21 protein-coding genes are annotated in these 18,636 nt (G+C 68.2%); 11 read left to right on the forward strand and 10 right to left on the reverse strand.

Annotated elements, in window-relative coordinates:
* The first annotated feature begins 55 nt into the window (after positions 1–55).
* The 4 genes from AB0I19_RS17265 (at position 56) to AB0I19_RS17280 (ending at position 2,840) form a co-directional block, all read left to right on the forward strand.
* Complete coding sequence (locus tag AB0I19_RS17265; protein ID WP_357149772.1) at positions 56–1,255, forward strand: lipase family protein; 1,200 nt, start codon at positions 56–58, stop codon at positions 1,253–1,255.
* 138 nt (positions 1,256–1,393) lie between these two features.
* Complete coding sequence (locus tag AB0I19_RS17270; protein WP_067642419.1) at positions 1,394–1,783, forward strand: helix-turn-helix transcriptional regulator; 390 nt, start codon at positions 1,394–1,396, stop codon at positions 1,781–1,783.
* A 228-nt stretch (positions 1,784–2,011) separates the two neighbouring features.
* On the forward strand, positions 2,012–2,263 hold the full coding sequence (locus AB0I19_RS17275) for a DUF5713 family protein (protein ID WP_357149776.1): 252 nt from the start codon (positions 2,012–2,014) through the stop codon (positions 2,261–2,263).
* Between the two features lie 55 nt (positions 2,264–2,318).
* On the forward strand, positions 2,319–2,840 hold the full coding sequence (locus AB0I19_RS17280; protein WP_357149779.1) for a DUF2199 domain-containing protein: 522 nt from the start codon (positions 2,319–2,321) through the stop codon (positions 2,838–2,840).
* 91 nt (positions 2,841–2,931) lie between these two features.
* On the opposite strand, the gene AB0I19_RS17285 is transcribed toward AB0I19_RS17280, so the two are convergent.
* Entirely contained in the window at positions 2,932–3,531 is a 600-nt protein-coding gene (locus AB0I19_RS17285) for a TetR/AcrR family transcriptional regulator (RefSeq protein WP_357149782.1), read from the reverse strand.
* Positions 3,532–3,591: 60 nt separating this feature from the next.
* Between AB0I19_RS17285 and AB0I19_RS17290 the strand changes: the two genes are divergently transcribed.
* The 3 genes from AB0I19_RS17290 to AB0I19_RS17300 all read left to right on the forward strand — a co-directional run bounded on the left by AB0I19_RS17290 (position 3,592) and on the right by AB0I19_RS17300 (position 7,050).
* Complete coding sequence (locus AB0I19_RS17290; protein WP_357149785.1) at positions 3,592–4,575, forward strand: patatin-like phospholipase family protein; 984 nt, start codon at positions 3,592–3,594, stop codon at positions 4,573–4,575.
* A gap of 169 nt (positions 4,576–4,744) precedes the next feature.
* Complete coding sequence (locus tag AB0I19_RS17295; protein WP_357149788.1) at positions 4,745–6,217, forward strand: NAD(P)/FAD-dependent oxidoreductase; 1,473 nt, start codon at positions 4,745–4,747, stop codon at positions 6,215–6,217.
* Positions 6,214–7,050 carry an SDR family oxidoreductase gene (locus tag AB0I19_RS17300; protein ID WP_357149791.1) on the forward strand — a complete coding sequence of 279 codons (837 nt, stop codon included), beginning with the start codon at positions 6,214–6,216 and terminating at the stop codon, positions 7,048–7,050. Before AB0I19_RS17295 ends, AB0I19_RS17300 begins: the two co-directional genes overlap by 4 nt.
* Positions 7,051–7,058: 8 nt before the next feature.
* On the opposite strand, the gene AB0I19_RS17305 is transcribed toward AB0I19_RS17300, so the two are convergent.
* The 4 genes from AB0I19_RS17305 to pepN form a co-directional block, all read right to left on the reverse strand.
* Positions 7,059–7,649, reverse strand: a complete 591-nt coding sequence (locus tag AB0I19_RS17305) for an ATP-dependent Clp protease proteolytic subunit (RefSeq protein WP_067486173.1) — start codon at positions 7,647–7,649, stop codon at positions 7,059–7,061.
* Positions 7,650–7,657: 8 nt separating this feature from the next.
* Positions 7,658–8,263 (reverse strand): ATP-dependent Clp protease proteolytic subunit, encoded by a 606-nt coding sequence (locus AB0I19_RS17310; protein WP_067486178.1) that lies wholly within the window; start codon positions 8,261–8,263, stop codon positions 7,658–7,660.
* A gap of 168 nt (positions 8,264–8,431) precedes the next feature.
* On the reverse strand, positions 8,432–8,884 hold the full coding sequence (locus tag AB0I19_RS17315; protein ID WP_357149794.1) for an SRPBCC family protein: 453 nt from the start codon (positions 8,882–8,884) through the stop codon (positions 8,432–8,434).
* A gap of 156 nt (positions 8,885–9,040) precedes the next feature.
* Entirely contained in the window at positions 9,041–11,632 is a 2,592-nt protein-coding gene (gene pepN, locus AB0I19_RS17320; RefSeq protein ID WP_357149797.1) for an aminopeptidase N, read from the reverse strand.
* Between the two features lie 166 nt (positions 11,633–11,798).
* Between pepN and AB0I19_RS17325 the strand changes: the two genes are divergently transcribed.
* Entirely contained in the window at positions 11,799–12,635 is an 837-nt protein-coding gene (locus AB0I19_RS17325; protein ID WP_357149800.1) for a phosphoribosylaminoimidazolesuccinocarboxamide synthase, read from the forward strand.
* Positions 12,636–12,650: 15 nt separating this feature from the next.
* On the opposite strand, the gene AB0I19_RS17330 is transcribed toward AB0I19_RS17325, so the two are convergent.
* Positions 12,651–13,007 (reverse strand): helix-turn-helix domain-containing protein, encoded by a 357-nt coding sequence (locus AB0I19_RS17330; protein ID WP_357149802.1) that lies wholly within the window; start codon positions 13,005–13,007, stop codon positions 12,651–12,653.
* A gap of 81 nt (positions 13,008–13,088) precedes the next feature.
* On the opposite strand from AB0I19_RS17330, the gene AB0I19_RS17335 reads away from it, so the two are divergent.
* On the forward strand, positions 13,089–13,952 hold the full coding sequence (locus AB0I19_RS17335; RefSeq protein WP_357149805.1) for an NAD(P)-binding domain-containing protein: 864 nt from the start codon (positions 13,089–13,091) through the stop codon (positions 13,950–13,952).
* A gap of 74 nt (positions 13,953–14,026) precedes the next feature.
* Here AB0I19_RS17335 and AB0I19_RS17340 read toward each other — a convergent pair whose 3' ends face one another.
* Positions 14,027–14,785 carry an NAD(P)H oxidoreductase gene (locus AB0I19_RS17340; protein WP_357149808.1) on the reverse strand — a complete coding sequence of 253 codons (759 nt, stop codon included), beginning with the start codon at positions 14,783–14,785 and terminating at the stop codon, positions 14,027–14,029.
* A gap of 122 nt (positions 14,786–14,907) precedes the next feature.
* Between AB0I19_RS17340 and AB0I19_RS17345 the strand changes: the two genes are divergently transcribed.
* A complete protein-coding gene (locus AB0I19_RS17345) occupies positions 14,908–15,870 on the forward strand; it encodes an AraC family transcriptional regulator (protein WP_067642409.1) in 963 nt (320 codons plus the stop codon).
* 1 nt (position 15,871) lies between these two features.
* Here the strand turns inward: AB0I19_RS17345 and AB0I19_RS17350 are convergent, their stop codons facing one another.
* Positions 15,872–16,363 carry an NUDIX domain-containing protein gene (locus AB0I19_RS17350; protein ID WP_357149811.1) on the reverse strand — a complete coding sequence of 164 codons (492 nt, stop codon included), beginning with the start codon at positions 16,361–16,363 and terminating at the stop codon, positions 15,872–15,874.
* Between the two features lie 39 nt (positions 16,364–16,402).
* Positions 16,403–16,813, reverse strand: coding sequence for a MarR family winged helix-turn-helix transcriptional regulator (locus AB0I19_RS17355; RefSeq protein WP_357149814.1), 411 nt, complete (start codon positions 16,811–16,813; stop codon positions 16,403–16,405).
* A gap of 64 nt (positions 16,814–16,877) precedes the next feature.
* On the opposite strand from AB0I19_RS17355, the gene AB0I19_RS17360 reads away from it, so the two are divergent.
* Positions 16,878–17,297: a MarR family transcriptional regulator gene (locus tag AB0I19_RS17360; protein ID WP_357149817.1), complete on the forward strand. Its 420-nt coding sequence runs from the start codon at positions 16,878–16,880 to the stop codon at positions 17,295–17,297.
* Between the two features lie 9 nt (positions 17,298–17,306).
* On the opposite strand, the gene AB0I19_RS17365 is transcribed toward AB0I19_RS17360, so the two are convergent.
* Entirely contained in the window at positions 17,307–18,527 is a 1,221-nt protein-coding gene (locus AB0I19_RS17365; protein ID WP_357149820.1) for an FAD-dependent oxidoreductase, read from the reverse strand.
* Positions 18,528–18,636: the final 109 nt, after the last annotated feature.

The following is an 18,636-nucleotide window of genomic DNA, read 5'->3' on the forward strand; positions in this document are numbered from 1 at the left end:
ACCCTGAGCGGCGGCTTTCGCGGCCGGCACGGCCGGTCGCCGGTGAAGGGGGATCATGCGCACAGCACTGGCTAGGATCGTCGCCGCGGTTGCGGTGACCTGCTTGTCGACCGTCGGTTGCGCCGACGACTCGTTCCGCGACACCGAACCCGCCGCCGGTGCGCCGACCTCGGACTTCTACACCGCCGACGGCGAAACCCTTCCGGGCGCACGGGGTTCGGTGATCCGCACCCGGTCGCTGCCCGACGCTGTACTGGGTGCCCGCACCGAGCTGATCCTCTACCGCTCGATCGACGCGCACGGGGCGACGGTCGCCGTCTCGGGAACGGTGTCGGTGCCGCCGGGCACGCCGCCGGTTGGCGGCTGGCCGCTGATCTCGTTCGCGCCGGGCACCAACGGCGTCGCCGACGTGTGCGCGCCCTCGCGCGCCGACGGTGCGTCACCGACGAGGGACGAGCTGGCCCGCTGGGTCGCCGCCGGGTACGCGGTGGCCCGCACCGACTACCAGGGTCTTGGCACACCCGGCGGCCACGGCTACCTCATCGGGGAGACCGAGCAGCGCGCCGTGGCCGACATCGTCGTCGCGGCACGCGAAGTCAACCGCGATATCGGTGCCCGCTGGGTGGCGATGGGTCACTCCCAGGGTGGGCATGCGGCCCTGTTCGCCGCGAGCGCGTCGGGCGGTTGGGCTCCCGCGGTCGATCTGCTCGGTGCGGTGGCGCTCGCACCCGCGTCCCATCTGGCGGAGCAGGTCCGAATGGCCAAGTGGGCGGTGTCGAACCCGCTCGGCTCGGTCGGGACCGGTGGGCTGGCGGTGTACCTGCCGATGCTGGTTCGCGGCGCGCAGACGGTCACCGAGCTGGACCCGGCCCGGTTCCTCACCGAGCGTGCGGTGTCGATGCTGCCGCTCGCCGACACCGACTGCGCGGCGGCCCTGAGTGAATCGGGCAAATGGGGTGGGCTGTCGGTCAAGGACGTTCTCGAGCGCGATGGTGACCTGTCCGGGCTGCTGCGCGTCCTCGACGACAACGACCCGAGCGGGTTGAGCTTCACCGAACCGGTGCTGGTGCTGCAGGGCCGCGACGACCACACCGTTCCACTGAAGTCGACCGACGCGATGGTGGCCCAACAGCAGATGCGCGGTCAATCGGTGGACTACCGCAAGTACGACGGCGTCGACCACAGCGAAATCATCGCTGCATCGTTCACCGACGCCCTCGGCTGGGTCGACACCCGCTTCGGCATCACCCGTTGACGCGTACGCCCTCGGATCGACGCGAGCTGCGGTGTCACCTGGTCGAAGGTGTCGTCGCGCTGTCCCGGCACTGCCGCTGAGTTACGCCCTCAGCAGAAGAACCGGGTGTGTCGCGCCGGCAGTCCTTACGCTCGGACCATGGGCGAGCACAAGGGTTTGCGGGTGATTCCAGGCGGGCGCGAGGAGCGACGGGCACGCCCCGAACCGCTGTGGCGCGAGGCCCTCGGCGAACGGCTGCGCACGCTGCGCCAAGAGCAGCGCTCTACGCTGGTCGACACCGCCGGCCGGGCGGGCATCTCCCCGCAGTACCTCTCCGAGGTGGAACGCGGCCGCAAGGAACCCTCCAGCGAAATGATCGCCGCCCTGGCCGGTGCACTTGGCACCAGCGTGGGCGACCTCGTCGGCCAGGTGGCGGAAATGATGCGCCGCCGCACAGCCGTCGTCGTCGGCGGCGACCGCCGCATCACCGCCCCGGCCATGCCACGCACCACGATGATCGCGCCCAACGCGCTGCTGATGGCGGCTTGACGCCGGCCTGATCCGCTCGGCGGTGGCTGTAGATCGTATCGGCCACCGCGCGAGCCGGCTTCCGCTGCACACGCCGGAGTATCGGTCTCCTCGTCGCCGAGCCCGCGTAGCTGTCGGTGGTGCCATGCATCATCGACCCATGCCGCTCACGAACCGTCAGATCGCAGATCATCCGTTCCTGCGAGAGATGTACGAGGACCCGTACTATCCCGACGCCGTGCTCGACCGGTGCAGGCGGTCTTGCTGCGCCTGTGCGAGACCATCGAGTCGGACCGGCCGTCGGACCTGGCGGCCCTGTACGTCCTCACCCAAGCCGCCACGGCGGAGTTCAACGACCTGGAGGCGGAGTTCGAGGCAGCCGACAGCGAAATCGAGACGGTCGCACGCGAAGTGATCGCCGAGGATTTCTGTGTGATCGCGGCGGCCTATGGCTTCTCGAATGCGGATTCGGAGGAGCTGCTAGCCGGGCGAGAGTGGTGACGGGCTGCTCATGGAAGTGGTTGGCGGATCCGGCGATGAAGGTACGGTTCCCGATGTGAAAGCCGGCTCCACCTACACCTGCTCCCGCTGTGCCGAACCGCACGACGGACCCCCGCTCGGTTACGGCATGCCGGCACCCGCGTACTGGAACCCCGAAGTCGCGGATCAGCCCGGCAGCGTGCTCGGAGAAGAACAATGCGTGATCGCGGGATCGCACTTCTTCGTGCGGGCACGACTTGTCATTCCGGTGATCGACCTCGGCACCGAATTCGACTGGGGCGTGTGGGTTTCCCTCAGTGCGGCGAGCTTCGAGGAGATGTCGGCGCTGTGGGACAAGCCCGAAAGAGTCGAGGAGCCACCGTACTTCGGCTGGTTGTCCACCATCCTGCCCGTGTACGAACCGACCACCTTGAACCTGAAGACCAAACTCCATTCCCAGCCCATCGGCAACCGACCACTCGTGGAACTGGAACCCACCGACCACCCCCTGGCTGTCGAGCAGCGAACCGGAATCAACTCGGCTCGAGTTCAATGGTTCGCCGAACAATTCCTGCACACCGACAACCCCTTGCACTGAACTCGACCATCAGGCTGTCCGGTGATGTCCGCGGTGGCACAGCGTCTGCCACGACTGGAGCGTCGACTGACGGCGGCGCGCGCCGGTCGGGTCAGGTTGTCCGGATCGGGACGGTCAGTTCGCGGAGCATGTCGACGAGGGCGGTTACCGGCATTTCCGGGTCGATGGCGCGCTGGACGCCGAGGCCGATGCCGAGGGCGAGCATGCGGAGGGCCGCTTCGTCGGCGGGGAGGGGGAGGGCGATGCCGAGTTCGGTGGTCTGGATTTCGATGAGGGAGGCCAGGACGGCGGTGAGGGAGCGGCGGCGTTCTGCCAGTTCGGTGCGGATATCGGGGAGGTGGCGGGTGCTGGTGGCGAACTCGACTTCCAGGGCTGTCCAGCCGACATCGCCGATGTTCTCGTCGGCCCAGCGGGCGAAACCCTCGATCCGTTCGGCCATGGTGTCGGGTCCGAGAATCGCGGCCGACAGCGATTCGGCCCGCTCCACGTGCACCACATCGAGCACGGCCAGGCCGAGTTCGTGTTTGGTGGCGAAATTCGAGTAGACCGCGCCCTTGGAGTAGCCGGCCTCGGCGGCGACCTTCTCCAGGGAGGTCACGTTGTAGCCGTCGGCCAGGAACAGGCGTTTGGCGGTCTCGACGAGACTTTCGCGCGTCCGGGCGTGGGACTCTTTGCGCGTCAGCCTGGTCATATGCGGCAGTTTAGCAAGAAGGGGTACCGGTGGAATTCGAATACCGTTAGTATCTGGATGATGAGCACTCGACGTGGCCTTGCCATCGGTTGCGGTGGTGTCCTCGGGTTCGCCTGGACCGCCGTGGCCCTCGACGCGGTCGAACGCGCACTGGACTGGGATGTTCGATCGGCCGACGTACTGATCGGGACGTCGGCCGGCGCGGAGATCGTGGCCGCCCTCGGTTCCGGTCGCACACCCGCCGATCTGCTGGCCGCCCTCGACGCCGAGCCCGACGCCGACCCGGTACTCGCGGCGCACATCGCCATGGACCCCGGCAAGTTCCCGCCGCTGCCCGGTATCGGCCTGCCGAACCTCGGCCTGATCGGTGCCGGACTCCGCGCGGGCTCGGCCTACAGCGCCTTGGCCGGGCTGCTGCCACGCGGGCGCGGTGACGCGAGCTGGCTCCGCTCGTTCGGTCGGTCCCTCGCCGACGCCGACGGCTGGGTGGATCACCCCGCGACCTGGTTGGTGGCAGCCGACGCCGCGACCGGCGAACGAATCGCCTTCGGTGCCAAGGATTTCGAGGCCGACCCGCTGAATCGGGAGGATGGCGGTCCCGGCTCGCCCGTCGACCTGGGCGACGCGATCGCCGCATCCTGGGCGATCCCCGGCTGGTTCCCGCCGGTGCGGATCGGCGGCCGGGACTATGTCGACGGTGGCGCGGTGTCCTCGGTCTCGGCCGACCTGCTGCTCCCACTCGACCTCGACGAGGTGGTGGTGATCGCCCCGATGACCTCCGCGGGCGGTGCCCCCGCCACCGGCTTCGACCGCATCGAACGCCTCCTGCGCGCCCAGATGACTCGCGGCCTAGACCGCGAGGTGAAGCTCCTGCGCGACAACGGCGTTCGCGTGGTCCGCGTCGAACCGGGCCCCGCCGAATTGGCCGCGATGGGCCCCAACTTCATGGATTCCCGCCGCCGCCCGGCGACCCTCGCCGCCGCCCGCGCCAATGCCCACGCCCGCGTGCACGAAGCACTGCGCACCGCGAGTCTCGCGCGATGATCGGTAGCTCGCAGATCAGAGCGCGCACTCGGTGCACGGCAGGCCCCGGCCGCCGGAAGGCGCCCGGTCGTCAGCGGGTCGCGGCCACCGGCGTGCGGCACCCGGCCCATGAGCCCATGCGCACGACGAGCGCACAGCGACCCGAGATTCTGTGAAGAAGGAGAGCCGGATGACTCAGCACCATGAGGTGATCGTGATCGGGGCGGGGGTGTCCGGGGTCGGCGCCGCCATCAAGTTGCGGGAGGCGGGGGTCGACGATGTGGTCATCGTCGAGAAGGCCGAGACGTTCGGGGGGACGTGGCGGGCCAATACGTATCCGGGGTGCGCGTGTGATGTGCCGTCGGGGTTGTACTCGTTCTCGTTCGCGCCGAACCCGGAGTGGTCGCGGCTGTTCGCGACTCAGCCGGAGATCCTTGCCTACGTCGACTGGGTGGCACGTGAGCACGGCCTCGCCGAGCGCACCCGTTTCGGGGTGACGATGACCGGCGCCCAGTGGGACGCGGCAGCCGAATTGTGGCGCCTGGACACCACTTCCGGCGAATTCACGGCGCGTTTCGTCGTCTCGGCGGCGGGCCCGTGGAACGAACCGCGTTTCCCCGACATCACCGGTCTGGACGAGTTCGAGGGCGAGGTTTTCCATTCGGCACGCTGGAATCACGACTACGACCTGCGCGGGAAGCGGGTGGCGGTGATCGGAACCGGTGCGTCGGCGGTGCAGTTCGTGCCGCAGATCCAGCCCGAGGTGGCCGCACTGCACCTGTTCCAGCGCACCGCGCAGTGGGTGCTGCCGAAGCCGGACCATCCGGTGCCGGGCATCGAGAAGCAGGTGATGCGGCGTGTGCCGTTCGCGCACAAGGCTTTACGTGGCATCGAGTACGCCATGATGGAGGGTCTCGGTGTGGCCTTCCGGCATCCGCGTCCCCTGATGCAGGCGGTGCAGGGGATCGGTTCGGCGTATCTGCGTGCGGTGGTGCGTGATCCGGTGCTGCGGGCCAAGCTCACTCCCGACTACCTGCTCGGTTGCAAACGGATCCTGTTTTCCAACAACTACCTACAGTCGCTCACCAAGCCCAATGTCGACGTGCACGCCACCGCCGTCACCGAGATCCGGGGCAGTACGGTGATCGGCGCCGACGGCAGCAGCGCCGAGGTGGACGCGATCATCCTCGGCACCGGCTTCCACATCCTGGACTCCCCACTGGGCGAGATCGTGCGCGACGCCGACGGCCGCTCCCTGGCCGACCACTGGAAGGGATCGCCCGAGGCCTACCTCGGCACCGTCACCACCGGCTTCCCCAACATGTTCTCCGTCCTCGGACCGAGTCTCGGCACCGGACACTCCTCGGCGTTCGCCGTTCTCGAAGCGCAGATCACCTTCCTGGTCTCGGCCGTCACCCGGGCCCGCCGCGAGGGCTGGCCCGTGCTGGACGTGCGCCCGGAGGTGCAGGCCCGGTATGTCGACGAGGTGCAGGCCGCGCTGCCGGGCACCGTCTACAACTCCGGTGGCTGCCGCAGCTACTACCTGGATATGAACGGGCGCAACAGCTTCAGCTGGCCGTGGTCGACCGGGGCACTGACGAAGCGGGTCAGTTCGTTCGATCCTTCCGATTTCACCGTCACCGAGAGCAAGGTGCTGTCATGAGCTATCCGAAGATCGAACTCGAGGGCGCGCTCGTCGCCATCACCGGCGCGGCGCGTGGCATCGGCCTGGCCACCGCGCGCGCCTTCGTGGCGGCGGGTGCGCGGGTGGCGCTCGGCGATCTCGACGAGGCGCTGGTCGTGCAGGCCGCGGCCGAATTCGGCGACCGGGCCATGGGGCACGCGCTCGATGTCACCGACAAGGATTCCTACGCACGGTTTCTCGATGCCGCCGTCGACTGGCACGGTCGCCCGCTGGACGTGCTGGTCAACAACGCGGGCGTCATGCCCAACGCGCCGTTCCTCGAACAGTCCGATCGCATCGACCGGCTCACCATGGACGTCAACGTCTACGGTGTCATCCACGGCATGCGGCTGGCGCTACCCGCCATGGTGGAACGCGGCTACGGCCACGTGGTGAACGTGGCATCGCTGGCGGGCAAGTTCCCGCTCAAGGGGCTGGCGGTGTACAACGCGAGCAAGTTCGCGGTGGTCGGGCTCAGTGCGGCGACCCGGCTCGAGATGGACGGCACCGGGGTGAGCGTGAGCACCGTCCTGCCCTCGGCCGTGCGCACCGAACTCAGCTCCGGCATCGACGTGGGCATCCTGCCGACGGTCGAGCCCGAAGACATCGCCGCCGCCGTGGTCCGCACGGTGAAGACCCGGGCCGCCGAGACGTCGGTCCCGTCGTATGTCGGTGTCGCCGCGAACGCCGCCACGCTGCTGCCGGAATCGCTGATCCGGTTGGTGCGCAAGGCCGCTCACGACGACGCCGCGATCAACCGGGTCGACGACGACGTGCGCCGGGTCTACCTCGATCGCATCGAGAAGCAATAGCGCACGGCTCACTGCCGTTCGTGCAGAACCTGGTCTACCAGCCCGTACTCCAGAGCGGTCTCGGCGGTGAACACCCGGTCGCGATCGGTATCGCGACGCAAGGTCTCCGGGCTCTGACCGGTGTGCTTGGACAGGATCGCCTCGATCGCCGCCCGCATGCGCACGATCTCGTCGGCCTGCAGGATCAGATCGGGAATCGTGCCCTGACCACGAGTCGCGGGCTGGTGCAACACGATTCGGGTGTGCGGGAGCATTGCCCGGTGCCCCGCCTCGCCACCGGCGAGCAGTACCGCACCGACCGCGATGGCCTGACCGACACACGTGGTGTGCACGGGCGCCTTGATGAAGCGCATGGTGTCGTACACGGCGAGCATGGCCGACAGGTCGCCACCCTCGCAGTTGATGTAGAGGCTGATCGCCTGGCCGGGGCTGTCGGATTCCAGGTGCAGCAGCTGTGCGATGAGCGCGTTGGCGACGCCCGAGTCGATCGGTGTGCCCAGGTAGACGATGCGTTCGCTGAGCAGGTGCGAGTAGATGTCGGTGATGCGTTCCCCGCCGCGATGCTGGGAAACCACATTCGGGATCGTGTAACTGGTCATGGCAGCTCCTAGGCCGTGATGCCGATGCGGCGGCGGTTGGGGACGACCTGGTCGAAGGACTCCACCACGTGGTCGATGAAGCCGTACTCGAGGGCCTGGGTGGCGGTGAACCAGCGGTCGTGCAGGGAGTCCTCGTAGACGCGGTCGAACGGCTGGCCGGTGTCCTCGGCGATGAGTCCGAGCACGGTGTCGACGGTGTAGCGCAGGTCGTCGGCCTGCACCTCCACCTCGACGGCGCTGCCGCCGATACCCGCCGAACCCTGGTGCATGAGGATGCGGGCGTGCGGCATCGCGTACCGCTTACCCGGCGTCCCGGAGGACAGCAGGAATTGCCCTGCGCTGCAGGCCAATCCGAGTGCCAGGGTGGACACCTCGCACGGCACCAGCCGCATCACGTCGCGGATGGCGAGCATCGACGGCACCGAGCCGCCGGGGGAGTGGATCCACAGCGAGATTCCCGCTTCGGGTGCCTGGGCGGCGAGGGTGAGCATCTGGGTGATGAGCAGGGTCCCGTTGTCGTCGTCGAGCGCACCGTCGAGCACGAGAATCCGCCGCCCGAACAACTGCTCACGCATCCGCCAACTGAACATCGGTGCTTTGTCGTCGTGTGCCATGAGTCAACGGTGCCTCGCACACACCACGATTCGCCGCCGATGCTGCCCCCAGCAGATCTGCTCACAGCAGCGAGCACCGCGAGACCGGAACGCGGCGGTGCCTGGCCCGGTACGCGTTTTCTGTGCCGGACGGCGAGGCGAACGCGGCCGCAGCCCGCGAAGGGTGCTTCAGCGGCGGGCGGAGACTCCGAGGTCTTTCGCGCACGCGTCGAGGATCTTCCCGAAGACCATCGCGGCGATCGGTGTGGTGAGCCGGGTGATGGTCGCGGCGGCGAACGGGGCTTTCACCTCGCCGACGCTCGTCCAGCGCACCCTGGTCCCGCCCGGTTCCGCCGTGAACGTCATGGTCCCACCGTCGTGCCGGGACGGCGGAAAGCTGCGTTCGACGAGGTAGTCGAAGGCGTGCGGCGGGTCGTAGCGGGTGATCCGCTCGGTGAACCGGCCGATCATCCACAGGTGCTGCCGGACCGCGGCGACGCCGTAGGGCGCGTCTGTCCCGGGCCGGACCCAACGATTACGCAGCACCCAGAACGAACGCCCGTAATTCCTGGTGTCGGCGCACCATTCGAAGACCTGCTCGATCGGCGCCGCGATAAAGCGCTCGGCCGCAATGGTTTCCATCCCGCTTCTCCTTCGAAGATCGACATGGAGGAAATCCCCCGCCCCGAATACTACCCTCGGTAGTAGTTCCACCGTGGCGAAATGCGTCGAGCCGGCCAGTGCCGGAAACGGCCGATGGCCCCGATCCGGCGAGATCGGGGCCATCGGGTCCGTACGCTACTTGGCGTCGAATTCCCTTGCGCGCAGCGAGCGTTCGATCCCGGCGCGCCCCTCCGAAACCAGGCGGTGCAGGGCGGGCGGGTGGTCACCCGCGAGGAATTCGTCGGCCTTGGCCATCGCCTCCTCGGTGATCGCCCAGTGCGGGTACAGGCCGACGACGACGGTCTGGGCAACCTCGCTCGAGCGGCGTTCCCAGACGGCGGGAACCTCGGCGAAGTAGCGGTCGACATACGGTGCCAGCAGCTCGCCCTGGCCCGCCGGGGCAAAACCGCCGACGATGGCGCGGGCGGTGATGTTGGGCACCGTGTCGTCGCCCATCACCGTGTTCCAGGCCTGTTCCTTCACCGCCGCCAGCGGACGGGCCGCGCGGGCGGCGGCAGCCTGGCGCTTGCCCGCCGCGGTCGGGTCACGGTCCAGTTCGGCGTCGATCACCGGGGACTCGAGCCCGTCGGCGTCGATGCGGCCCGCGGCGGCCAATGCGGTGACGATGCGCCAGCGCAGGTCGGTGTCGACCGTGAGCCCGGCCAGTCCTGCGCCCGCCGGATCGCTGTCGAGCAGCTGGGCCAGCACATCGGTGTGGCGGGTGTCGAGCTTGGCGCCGGTGAGCGCGTTGACGAACGCCAGCTGATGATCCGAACCCGCCTCGGCGCCGCGAGCCAGTTCCAGCAGCCGATCGGCGAAACCGGGCCAGCCCTCCTGCTCGGCCCAACCGGGCTCCGCGTAGCTCGAGATGGCGGTCGCGGCCTGCATGAGCAACCGCTGCACCACTCCGATCTCGGACTCGGCACCGATCCCGCGCTGCACGAGCGCGACGAAATCGCGGGCCTTCATCTCGGCCTGCCGGGTCATCTCCCAGGCCGCCGACCAGGCCAGTGTGCGCGGCAGGGATTCGGCGATGTCACCGACGCGGTCCACGACCACCGCGAGCGAGTCGGGGTCAAGGCGCAGCGAGCAGTAGGTGAGGTCGTCGTCGTTGACCAGTACCAGGGCGCCACGCGGTACACCGACCAGCTCCGGCACCTCGGTCCGTGCGGCGGCGTCGAGGTCGAGCTCGATGCGCTTGGCACGCACCAGCTTTCCGTCGACATCGTCGTAGACACCGATCGCGATCCGGTGCACGCGGTACTCGCCCGCACCCGGTGCGGCGCCCTCCTGCACCACCGCGAAACTCGAGAAGGTGCCGTCGGCCGCGACGGTGAAATCGGGCCGCAGGATATTGAGGCCGGTGGTCTTGAGCCACTGCGCACCCCAGTCCGACAGGTCACGCCCCGACGCCTTCTCCAGCGCCGACAGCAGATCGTCGAAAGTGGCGTTGCCGTAGGCGTGTTCGGCGAAGTAGTCGCGCAGACCGGCCAGGAACGGCTGCAACCCGACATAGGCGACCAGCTGCTTGAGCACCGAGGCGCCCTTGGCGTAGGTGATGCCGTCGAAGTTCACCTCCACCGCGTGCAGGTCGGGGATGTCGGCCGCGATCGGGTGGGTCGAGGGCAGCTGGTCCTGGCGGTAGGCCCAGGACTTCTCCACATTCGCGAAAGTGGTCCAGGCGCTGGTGTATTCGGTCGCCTCGGCCTGGCACAGCACCGACGCGAACGTCGCGAACGACTCGTTGAGCCACAGGTCGTCCCACCACTTCATGGTGACCAGGTCGCCGAACCACATGTGCGCCATCTCGTGCAGCACCGTCTCCGCGCGGCGCTCGTAGGACGCGCGGGTCACCTTGGACCGGAACACGTAGTCCTCGAGGAAGGTGACCGCGCCCGCGTTCTCCATCGCGCCCGCGTTGAACTCCGGCACGAACAGCTGGTCGTACTTGCCGAAGGCGTACGGCACACCGAAGTTCTTGTGGTAGAAGTCGAAACCCTGCTTGGTCTCGGTGAACAGCCGCTCGTGGTCCATGTGCTCGGCCAGCGAGGCCCGGCAGAACAGGCCGAGGGGGATCTCGCCGTGACTGTCGGAATAGGTGTCGGTCCAGGTGGCGTAGGGACCGGCGATCATGGCGACCAGGTACGTGCTCATCCGCGGTGTGGTCGCGAACGTGTGGCGCACGACCGCGCCGATCTCGTGCCGGTCGATATCGGCACCGTTGGAGACGACAACCCAGTCGCTCGGCGCGGTCGCGACGACGTCGAAGGTGGCCTTGAGGTCGGGCTGGTCGAAGCAGGCGAACATCCGCTTGGCGTCGGCGGTCTCGAACTGCGAGTACAGGTACACCTTGCTGTCGGCGGGGTCGACGAAGCGGTGCAGGCCCTCACCGGTGTGCGAGTACTCGCAGTCGGCCACCACCACGAGCTCGTTGTTCTCGGCCAGGTCCGACAGGGCGATACCGGTCTCCTCGGTGTAGGAACTCACATCGAGCTCCCGACCGTTGAGCACCGCCGACCGCACCCGCGCCGCGACCAGATCGATGAAGGTGCTCGCCCCCGGCTTCGCGGTGAAGGTGACGGTCGTCGTCGAACCGAAGGTGTCCGACACCGCCGAATCCGCCCCGCGCGGCTGATCGGTGAGGTCGAGCTCGATCCGGTAGTTGTCCACGGCCACCACGGCCGCGCGTTCGACCGCCTGGTCGCGGGTGAGATTCGGGGCAGACATTGATCTCCTTCGTCGTCGACGAACACGGCACGCCTCGCGCACTGCGGCCTCGGCCGCGCGCACATCAGCGTCCACAATGCCACTTGCCGCCGACACCCGCTCACGAGTTTCGGCCCCCTCGGTACAGTGCCTACGGAAAAGTTCGCACCTACCAGGAGGCTCGACGTTGAAGCATGTGCACGCCGGGAAAGTCCGTGACCTCTACGAGGACGGCGATACCCTGCTGCTCGTCGCGTCGGATCGGGTCTCGGTCTACGACGTGGTGCTGCCGACGCCGATCCCCGGCAAGGGCGCACTGCTGACCCAGCTGTCGAACTGGTGGTTCGAGTACTTCACCGACATCCCCAACCACGTGGTGTCGGCCACCGATGTGCCCGCCGAGTTCGCCGGGCGCGGTATCCGGGTGAAGCCGTTGAAGATGCTGCAGGTCGAGTGCATCGCGCGCGGGTACCTGACCGGGTCGGGACTCAAGGAGTACCAGCAGTCGGGCACCGTCTCCGGTATCGCGCTGCCCGCCGGCCTGCGCGACGGCGACAAACTGCCCGAGCCCATCTTCACCCCCTCCACCAAGGCCGCCGAGGGTCACGACGAGGCGATCAGCTTCGCCGACGTGGTGAACCAGGAAGGCCGCGAGGTCGCCGAGAAGCTGCGCGACCTGACCCTCGAGATCTACACGCGCGGTGCCGAGCACGCGGCGAAGGCGGGGGTGATCGTCGCCGACACGAAGGTCGAATTCGGCTGGGACGGTGAGGTTCTCACCCTCGGTGACGAGGTGCTCACCTCCGACTCCTCGCGTTTCTGGCCCGCCGACGAATGGGAGCCCGGCCGTCCCCAGCGCTCGTTCGACAAGCAGTTCGTCCGCGACTGGTCCACCTCCACCGGCTGGAACAAGGAATACCCCGGTCCGGAGATCCCCGCCGACGTGGTCGAGGCGACCCGGCGCAAGTACGAAGAAGCCTACGAGCGCATCACCGGTGCGAGCTGGACGGGTATCCGGGGATAGCGGTCGCCGCGCTCGTCAGTGCACGGGTGCGGCAACACCTTTCACCGCGCAGATGTGGTCCATCTGCTCGTTTCCCCATTCGCCGAGGCTCACCAGCGCGGCGTTGAGCGACACCCCGCGCTCGGTGAGGGAGTATTCCACTTTCGGCGGGACCTGCGCGTAGATCTCACGGCTGATGATGCCGTCGTGCTCCAGCTCACGTAGCTGCTGGATCAGCATCTTCTCGGTGACACCGGGGACGAGGCGTTTCAGGTCGCCGAAGCGCTGGGTGCCGGTGGACAGGGCCCACAGGATCAGGGCCTTCCATTTGCCGCCCACCACGTCGAGGGCGGCATCGATGCCGCACGAATACGGATGCTGTCGCTGCTTCATCTCCGCCTTACTTACTTTTTTGTAGGTATTGCACTTCACAGTCGGTACTTGTGAAGTCTAGCGCAACAGGCGAATCTGGGAGTGCATCGCCGAGCGACGGCGACAACCTTTCGGACTAGGGGAGCAATGAGCAACTCGACTGCGGTACAGCGTGTTTCGGTGATCGGCCTCGGCGCGATGGGTGCCGCGCTCGCGAAGGCGCTGCTGGCGGGTGGCCACGAGGTGACGGTGTGGAACCGCACCGCCGCGCGGGCCGAGCCGCTGGTCGCCGAAGGCGCGACGGTGGCGGCCACCTCGGCCGAGGCGATGGCGGCCGGGGACCTGGTGATCCTGTGCGTCCTCGACGACGCGGCGGTGCGCGAGCACGTGGAGCCCGCCGCCGAGCAGTTGCGCGGCCGTGTGCTGGTGAACCTGACGACCACCACCCCGGAACAGGGTCGCTCGCTCGGGCGCTGGGCCGAAGCCAACGGTGTGGAGCTCATCGACGGCGGCATCATGGCGGTGCCGTCGATGATCGGCGGGCCCGCGGCCTTCCTGCTCTACAGCGGTATCACCGCCGCGTTCGACCGGTTCCGGCACGTCCTGGATCTGTTCGGGCGCGCCGAATGGGTCGGTACGGACTACGGTGCCGCAGCCATGTACGACCTGGCGATCCTCGGCGGCATGTACTCGATGTTCGCCGGCTTCCAGCAGGGCGGGAAGATGGTGCGTACCACCGGTGGTTCGGCCGCTCACCTGGCCACTCTGATGGGCCCGTTCCTGCAGGCGATGGCCGGGATGTTCGCTCAGTACGCACCAGGCATCGACGACCCGGCGAGCTACGTTCCCGAGCAGAGCGCCGAATTCACCGTGGGCGCGCTCACCACCATCAACACCGCCGCGGACGAGGCGGGTACGCCTTCGGAGTTGCTTCAGGTGCTCCTGAAGACGGTGCCCGGCATCTGAGCCAGAGTGCGCGGTCCGATCGTGCGAAAGCTCCGCGATCGGACCGCGCTGTGTGCACCGGCAACCGGGCGGCGTCAGGCGTTCACCAACTCGGCTGGGAGGAGTTCGTCGACGAAGCCCTCGGCCCGCGCGTCGAACGCGGCGTAGTGCGCGGCCCGTGCGTCACCCGCGATGGCCTCGCCGATCACCAGATTGCCTTCGGCGTCGATGGATTGGGGCTGGTCCTCGGCGTCGGGCAACAGGCCGACGCGGGAATCGGCGAAACCGCTGTAGTACGCCAGGCCCTCGCTGAGCTGGGCCTCCAGTAGCTGCTGCATGCCGGGAACGATCGCGTCGCCCGCGGTGGCACCCGCCAGACCCAGCCACAGGATGCGTTTGCCCGCCAGCTTCGGCTTGCTGCGGCCGTAGGCGAAACCGTAGTTCCAGACGCTGTCGATCCAGCCCTTGAGCATGGCGGGAACGCTTTGCCAGTACACGGGGAAAACGACGACGATCACGTCGGCGGCCTGGACCCGGCGCATGTGCGCCTCGGTGGTCGCCGAGTACACCTTGTCGCGGTTGCCCCATTCGGGCTGGTCGGCGACGGTCATCCGGGGGTCGAAGTTCTCGCGGTGCAGGTCGAGGAAGTCGATCGCGTACCCGGCGGCGGTGAGCCGGGCGACCGCGCGGTCGGCGACATGAGCCGACAGCGAATCGGCGCGGTGATGCGACAGGACCACCAAGGCCCGCCGGTCGACCGCCGATTCGCCCGCGCTCGCGGCGTGATCGAGGCCGGTGGGCGCGGGAGGCGTTGCGGTGCGAGCGGATTCGGGTGTGGCGGAGGGCTGCGACATGGTGACTCCCTGGTCGTCGGTGGTGCGGGCGGTGTGCCCTGTGCTTCGAGTCAACCGTGAAACGCGTGGACGATCTATGGGTGATCATCTCCAGTCGATAGGAATTCGTCTACGCTGGTGGCGTGGATCCGTTGAGTTCGCTGTTGAGCGGCATTCGTGCCGAAGGATCGGTCGTCACACACGCCGTGCTGCGGTCGCCGTGGACCATCCGCTTCGCCGACCGGGCGCCCCTGGTCATGGTCACCGTCCTGCGTGGCGGCGGCACCCTCGTGCTCGCCGACGGGTCGTCGACCCGGCTGGTTGCCGGTGACACCGCCGTCGTCCAGGCCTGCGAACCGTTCCATCTGGCCGATACCCGGGCCACGCTCGACCGCCCGCACATGGGCTACGAGCTGTCGTGTTTCGTGCCACGTGGTTTCGGTCCGGCCGATCTCGCCTGTGCCACACCGGAACTCGTCGAGACCGCGACCGGCGCGCCGGAGGAGACCTCGCTCATCGTCGGCGCCTATCGGGCGTCCGGGCGGCGGCACGAACGGCTGCTGCGCGCGCTGCCGCCGGTGATGGTCGTCAGCGACGATCCGGAAGTCTGCGCGTGGCTGGAGCAGTCCGCCGCCGACGCGGTCCGGCTCAGCGCGGGGTCGCAGGCGTTGATGGACCGGCTCCTGGACTGGGCGCTGGTATGCACGCTGCGGACCTGGCTCGCGGCACAGCAGCATTGCGCGCCCGCCTGGTATCGCGGCATGGCCGACCCGGTCGTCGGGCCCGCGCTCGAGGCCATCCACAACGATCCGTTCCGGCGCTGGACGGTGGCCGATCTCGCGGCCGAGGCGGCGGTGTCGCGGGCCCTGTTCGCGCGCCGGTTCAGTGAGGTGATGGGCGAGACTCCGCTGGCCTATCTCACCGAATGGCGGATGGCCGAGGCGGAGGAACTGCTCGCCGACCCGAATCGCAGCGTCGCCCAGGTGGCGACCACCGTCGGCTACTCCGACGCTTTCGGGTTCAGTGCCGCCTTCAAACGTCTTCGCGGGCAGAGTCCTTCGGAATTCCGCTCCACGCTGCGTCAGCCTGCCCTCGCGAGGGCGTGAGTCACGGCGTCGGGGCGGTACCCGCGAGGTGCTCGGCCAGGCGCTGCAACAGCGGACGCTGACCCTTGACCAGCTTGGGTTCGGCGATCGCCGGGGCGAACCAGCCGACCCGGTCGATCTCGGGAAACTCACCGAGGCGGCCCGAGCGCGGCGGCCACTCCATGGTGAAGGTGCCCGGGACGATCGCGTCCGGATCGAGGTCGCCCTCCACGGCCCACACCGTGACCGTCTTGCGGCGCGATCCGCTGCCGTACTGCACGTCACCGAGCGCGATCCACGGGCCGTCCGGCACCGGCAGCCCGAGCTCCTCGGTGAACTCGCGTGCGGCGGCCACCTCCGCCGATTCGACCCCGATCTCGTACTCGCCCTTGGGAATCGACCACGCCGACTCGTCCTTCTTCGCGAACAACGGGCCGCCCATATGCCCGATCAACACCTCGACCCCGGTCTCGGCACGCCGGAACACCAGTACACCCGCACTGTAGACATCCACACCGTCGAGTCTGCCAGGTGCGGGAAACGCGGTGGCGGCTCAGTCGAGGGCGTCGACGAAACGGGTGAGCAGACGGACGAATTCGGTGCGCTCGGTGGGGGTCCAGCCGGACATGGCGCGGTCGAAAGCGCTCTGGCGGCGACGGTGGGCCGCGGTGAGGATGCCGGTGCCCCGGTCGGTGAGCTCCAGGAGTGACCGTCTGCCGTCGGTCTGATCGGCCACGCGGCGCACCGAGCCGTCGGCCACGGCGGCGGCCACCAACTTGCTCGCGCGCGGTTGGTCGACGGCGAGGGCGGCGGCGACGGTGGAGACAGTGGGGTTGTGGTGTGCCTCGATGACGTCGAGTACGTCGAACACCTGCCCGGTCGGCGCGTCCGGCGACAGCGTCCGCCGGGTTTGGCGGCGCCGGATACCGATCATGGCTCGTTCGATGTACTCGACCTCGTTCACGCCATCATGATAACCTTTTGCATGTACATGTCCTTTGACATGTACATGAGTGTGGAGGTTTCTCATGGTGGAGCGTCGGCTCATCGGGTACCAGGTCAAGCGACTGGACCAGCTCATCGAGGCAGCGTTCGACCGTGCCGTGGAGGCCGTCGGCATGACGCGCCGCGAGTGGCAGACGCTCTCGACGATCGAGCGTGACCACCCCGATCGTGCGGAATTGGTGCGGGCGCTTCGCCCGTTCTGGGAACACAACGGCGAATCCGTCGATGCGGTGATCCTGGGTTTGACCGAGCGCGGCTGGATCACCGGTGCATCGACGGGCCGCTGGGAACTCACGTCGGCAGGTCGTCGCACCTACGAGTCGGCGACCAATTCCGTGGGGACCATCCGGCGCCGCATGGCCGACGGCATCGGCGCGGACGAATTCACCGCCTGCACAGGGACTCTCGAACGCCTGATCGCCAACCTCGAGTCGGCGACCTGAGCCGCACGCTCACAATTCGGTGTTCGGGTCCGCCAGACGGTTCGGGTCGACCGGTTCACCCGAGGTCACCAGTTCCTTGATGCGATCGGTGACATCCCAGACATTGACGTTCATGCCCGCGCGCACGCGGTTGTCCCGGTCCAGCCAGAAGGCGACGAATTCCGGTTTCGCCACGTCGCCGCGGACGACAACCCGCACGTCGTCGTCGCGACCGACATAGCCGGTGTACTCCATGCCGAGGTTGTACTGGTCGGTGAAGAAATAGGGGAGACGGTCGTAGGTGGCGGGCTTGCCGAGCATCGTCAGCGCGGCAACCGCAGGCTGATTCAGGGCATTGGCCCAGTGCTCCACGCGCACCCGCTTGTCCAGCAGCGGATGCAGCTCCTCGGCGATATCGCCGACCGCCACCACATCCGGGTCGCTGGTGCGCAGGGACTCGTCGACCAGGATGCCGGTGCCGGTGGCAAGCCCGGCGGCTTCGGCGAGCTCGATATTCGGCTGCGCGCCCACCGCGACCAGCACCGCGTCGGCGGGCACCACCTGGCCGTCGTCGAGCTGCACGCCCGTGGCCATGCCGTCCTCGGTGAGGATCGTGTCGACGACGACACCGGTACGCAGGTCCACACCGTTGCCGCGATGCAATTCGGCGAACACGGTGCCCATCTGCGGACCGAGCACCGACACCAGCGGCAGCTCCGCCGCCTCGAGCACCGTCACCTCCAGCTGCCGCGCCCGTGCCTGCGCGGCGACCTCGAGCCCGATCCAGCCCGCGCCGATGATCACCAGCCGATGCTTCGAACGCAGCACCTCGAGCAGCCGATCGGAGTCACCGATGGTGCGCAGGGTGTACACATTGCTCGCCTCGGCGCCGGGAACGTCGAGTGTGCGCGGCCTCGACCCGGTGGCGAGCGCGAGCTTGTCGTAGGACAGGGTCGAACCGTCCGGCAACGACACCGTTCTCGCGGCCGGATCGAACGCCTCGACCGTGGTACCCAAGCGCAGGTCGATGTGGTGATCGCGGTACCAGGCCGGCGAATCCACCGTGAAATCCGGCAGCTGCTGATCACCGGCCAGGTGCTGTTTCGACAGCGGCGGGCGCTCGTACGGTAGATCGTCCTCGGCCGCCAGCAACGTCACCTGGCCGTCGAAATCGTTGGCGCGCAAGGCTTCGGCCAGTTTGGCGCCGGCCAGCCCACCACCGACGATCACGAAATGCTGATTCGAGCTCATACACGGACTCCTTCTCACGGACGTTCCGGTTTCCCTCGCCGTCGAGCCTAGCCGCGGGCGGCGATCAGGGGAACGAATCCGGCGCCGGCACGGTTGCACCAACCAGCGG

Origin of the sequence: Nocardia sp. NPDC050413 (assembly GCF_040655475.1) — a bacterium.
GTDB lineage: Bacteria > Actinomycetota > Actinomycetes > Mycobacteriales > Mycobacteriaceae > Nocardia > Nocardia coubleae.

Bases quoted from the DNA above. Each gene is read 5' to 3' on its own strand.
- AB0I19_RS17265 (WP_357149772.1), top strand. From the start codon at position 56: ATGCGCACAGCACTGGCTAGGATCGTCGCCGCGGTTGCGGTGACCTGC.
- AB0I19_RS17270 (WP_067642419.1), top strand. From the start codon at position 1,394: ATGGGCGAGCACAAGGGTTTGCGGGTGATTCCAGGCGGGCGCGAGGAG.
- AB0I19_RS17285 (WP_357149782.1), bottom strand. From the start codon at position 3,531: ATGACCAGGCTGACGCGCAAAGAGTCCCACGCCCGGACGCGCGAAAGT.
- AB0I19_RS17290 (WP_357149785.1), top strand. From the start codon at position 3,592: ATGAGCACTCGACGTGGCCTTGCCATCGGTTGCGGTGGTGTCCTCGGG.
- AB0I19_RS17295 (WP_357149788.1), top strand. From the start codon at position 4,745: ATGACTCAGCACCATGAGGTGATCGTGATCGGGGCGGGGGTGTCCGGG.
- AB0I19_RS17300 (WP_357149791.1), top strand. From the start codon at position 6,214: ATGAGCTATCCGAAGATCGAACTCGAGGGCGCGCTCGTCGCCATCACC.
- AB0I19_RS17305 (WP_067486173.1), bottom strand. From the start codon at position 7,649: ATGACCAGTTACACGATCCCGAATGTGGTTTCCCAGCATCGCGGCGGG.
- AB0I19_RS17310 (WP_067486178.1), bottom strand. From the start codon at position 8,263: ATGGCACACGACGACAAAGCACCGATGTTCAGTTGGCGGATGCGTGAG.
- AB0I19_RS17315 (WP_357149794.1), bottom strand. From the start codon at position 8,884: ATGGAAACCATTGCGGCCGAGCGCTTTATCGCGGCGCCGATCGAGCAG.
- pepN (WP_357149797.1), bottom strand. From the start codon at position 11,632: ATGTCTGCCCCGAATCTCACCCGCGACCAGGCGGTCGAACGCGCGGCC.
- AB0I19_RS17330 (WP_357149802.1), bottom strand. From the start codon at position 13,007: ATGAAGCAGCGACAGCATCCGTATTCGTGCGGCATCGATGCCGCCCTC.
- AB0I19_RS17340 (WP_357149808.1), bottom strand. From the start codon at position 14,785: ATGTCGCAGCCCTCCGCCACACCCGAATCCGCTCGCACCGCAACGCCT.
- AB0I19_RS17360 (WP_357149817.1), top strand. From the start codon at position 16,878: ATGGTGGAGCGTCGGCTCATCGGGTACCAGGTCAAGCGACTGGACCAG.
- AB0I19_RS17365 (WP_357149820.1), bottom strand. From the start codon at position 18,527: ATGAGCTCGAATCAGCATTTCGTGATCGTCGGTGGTGGGCTGGCCGGC.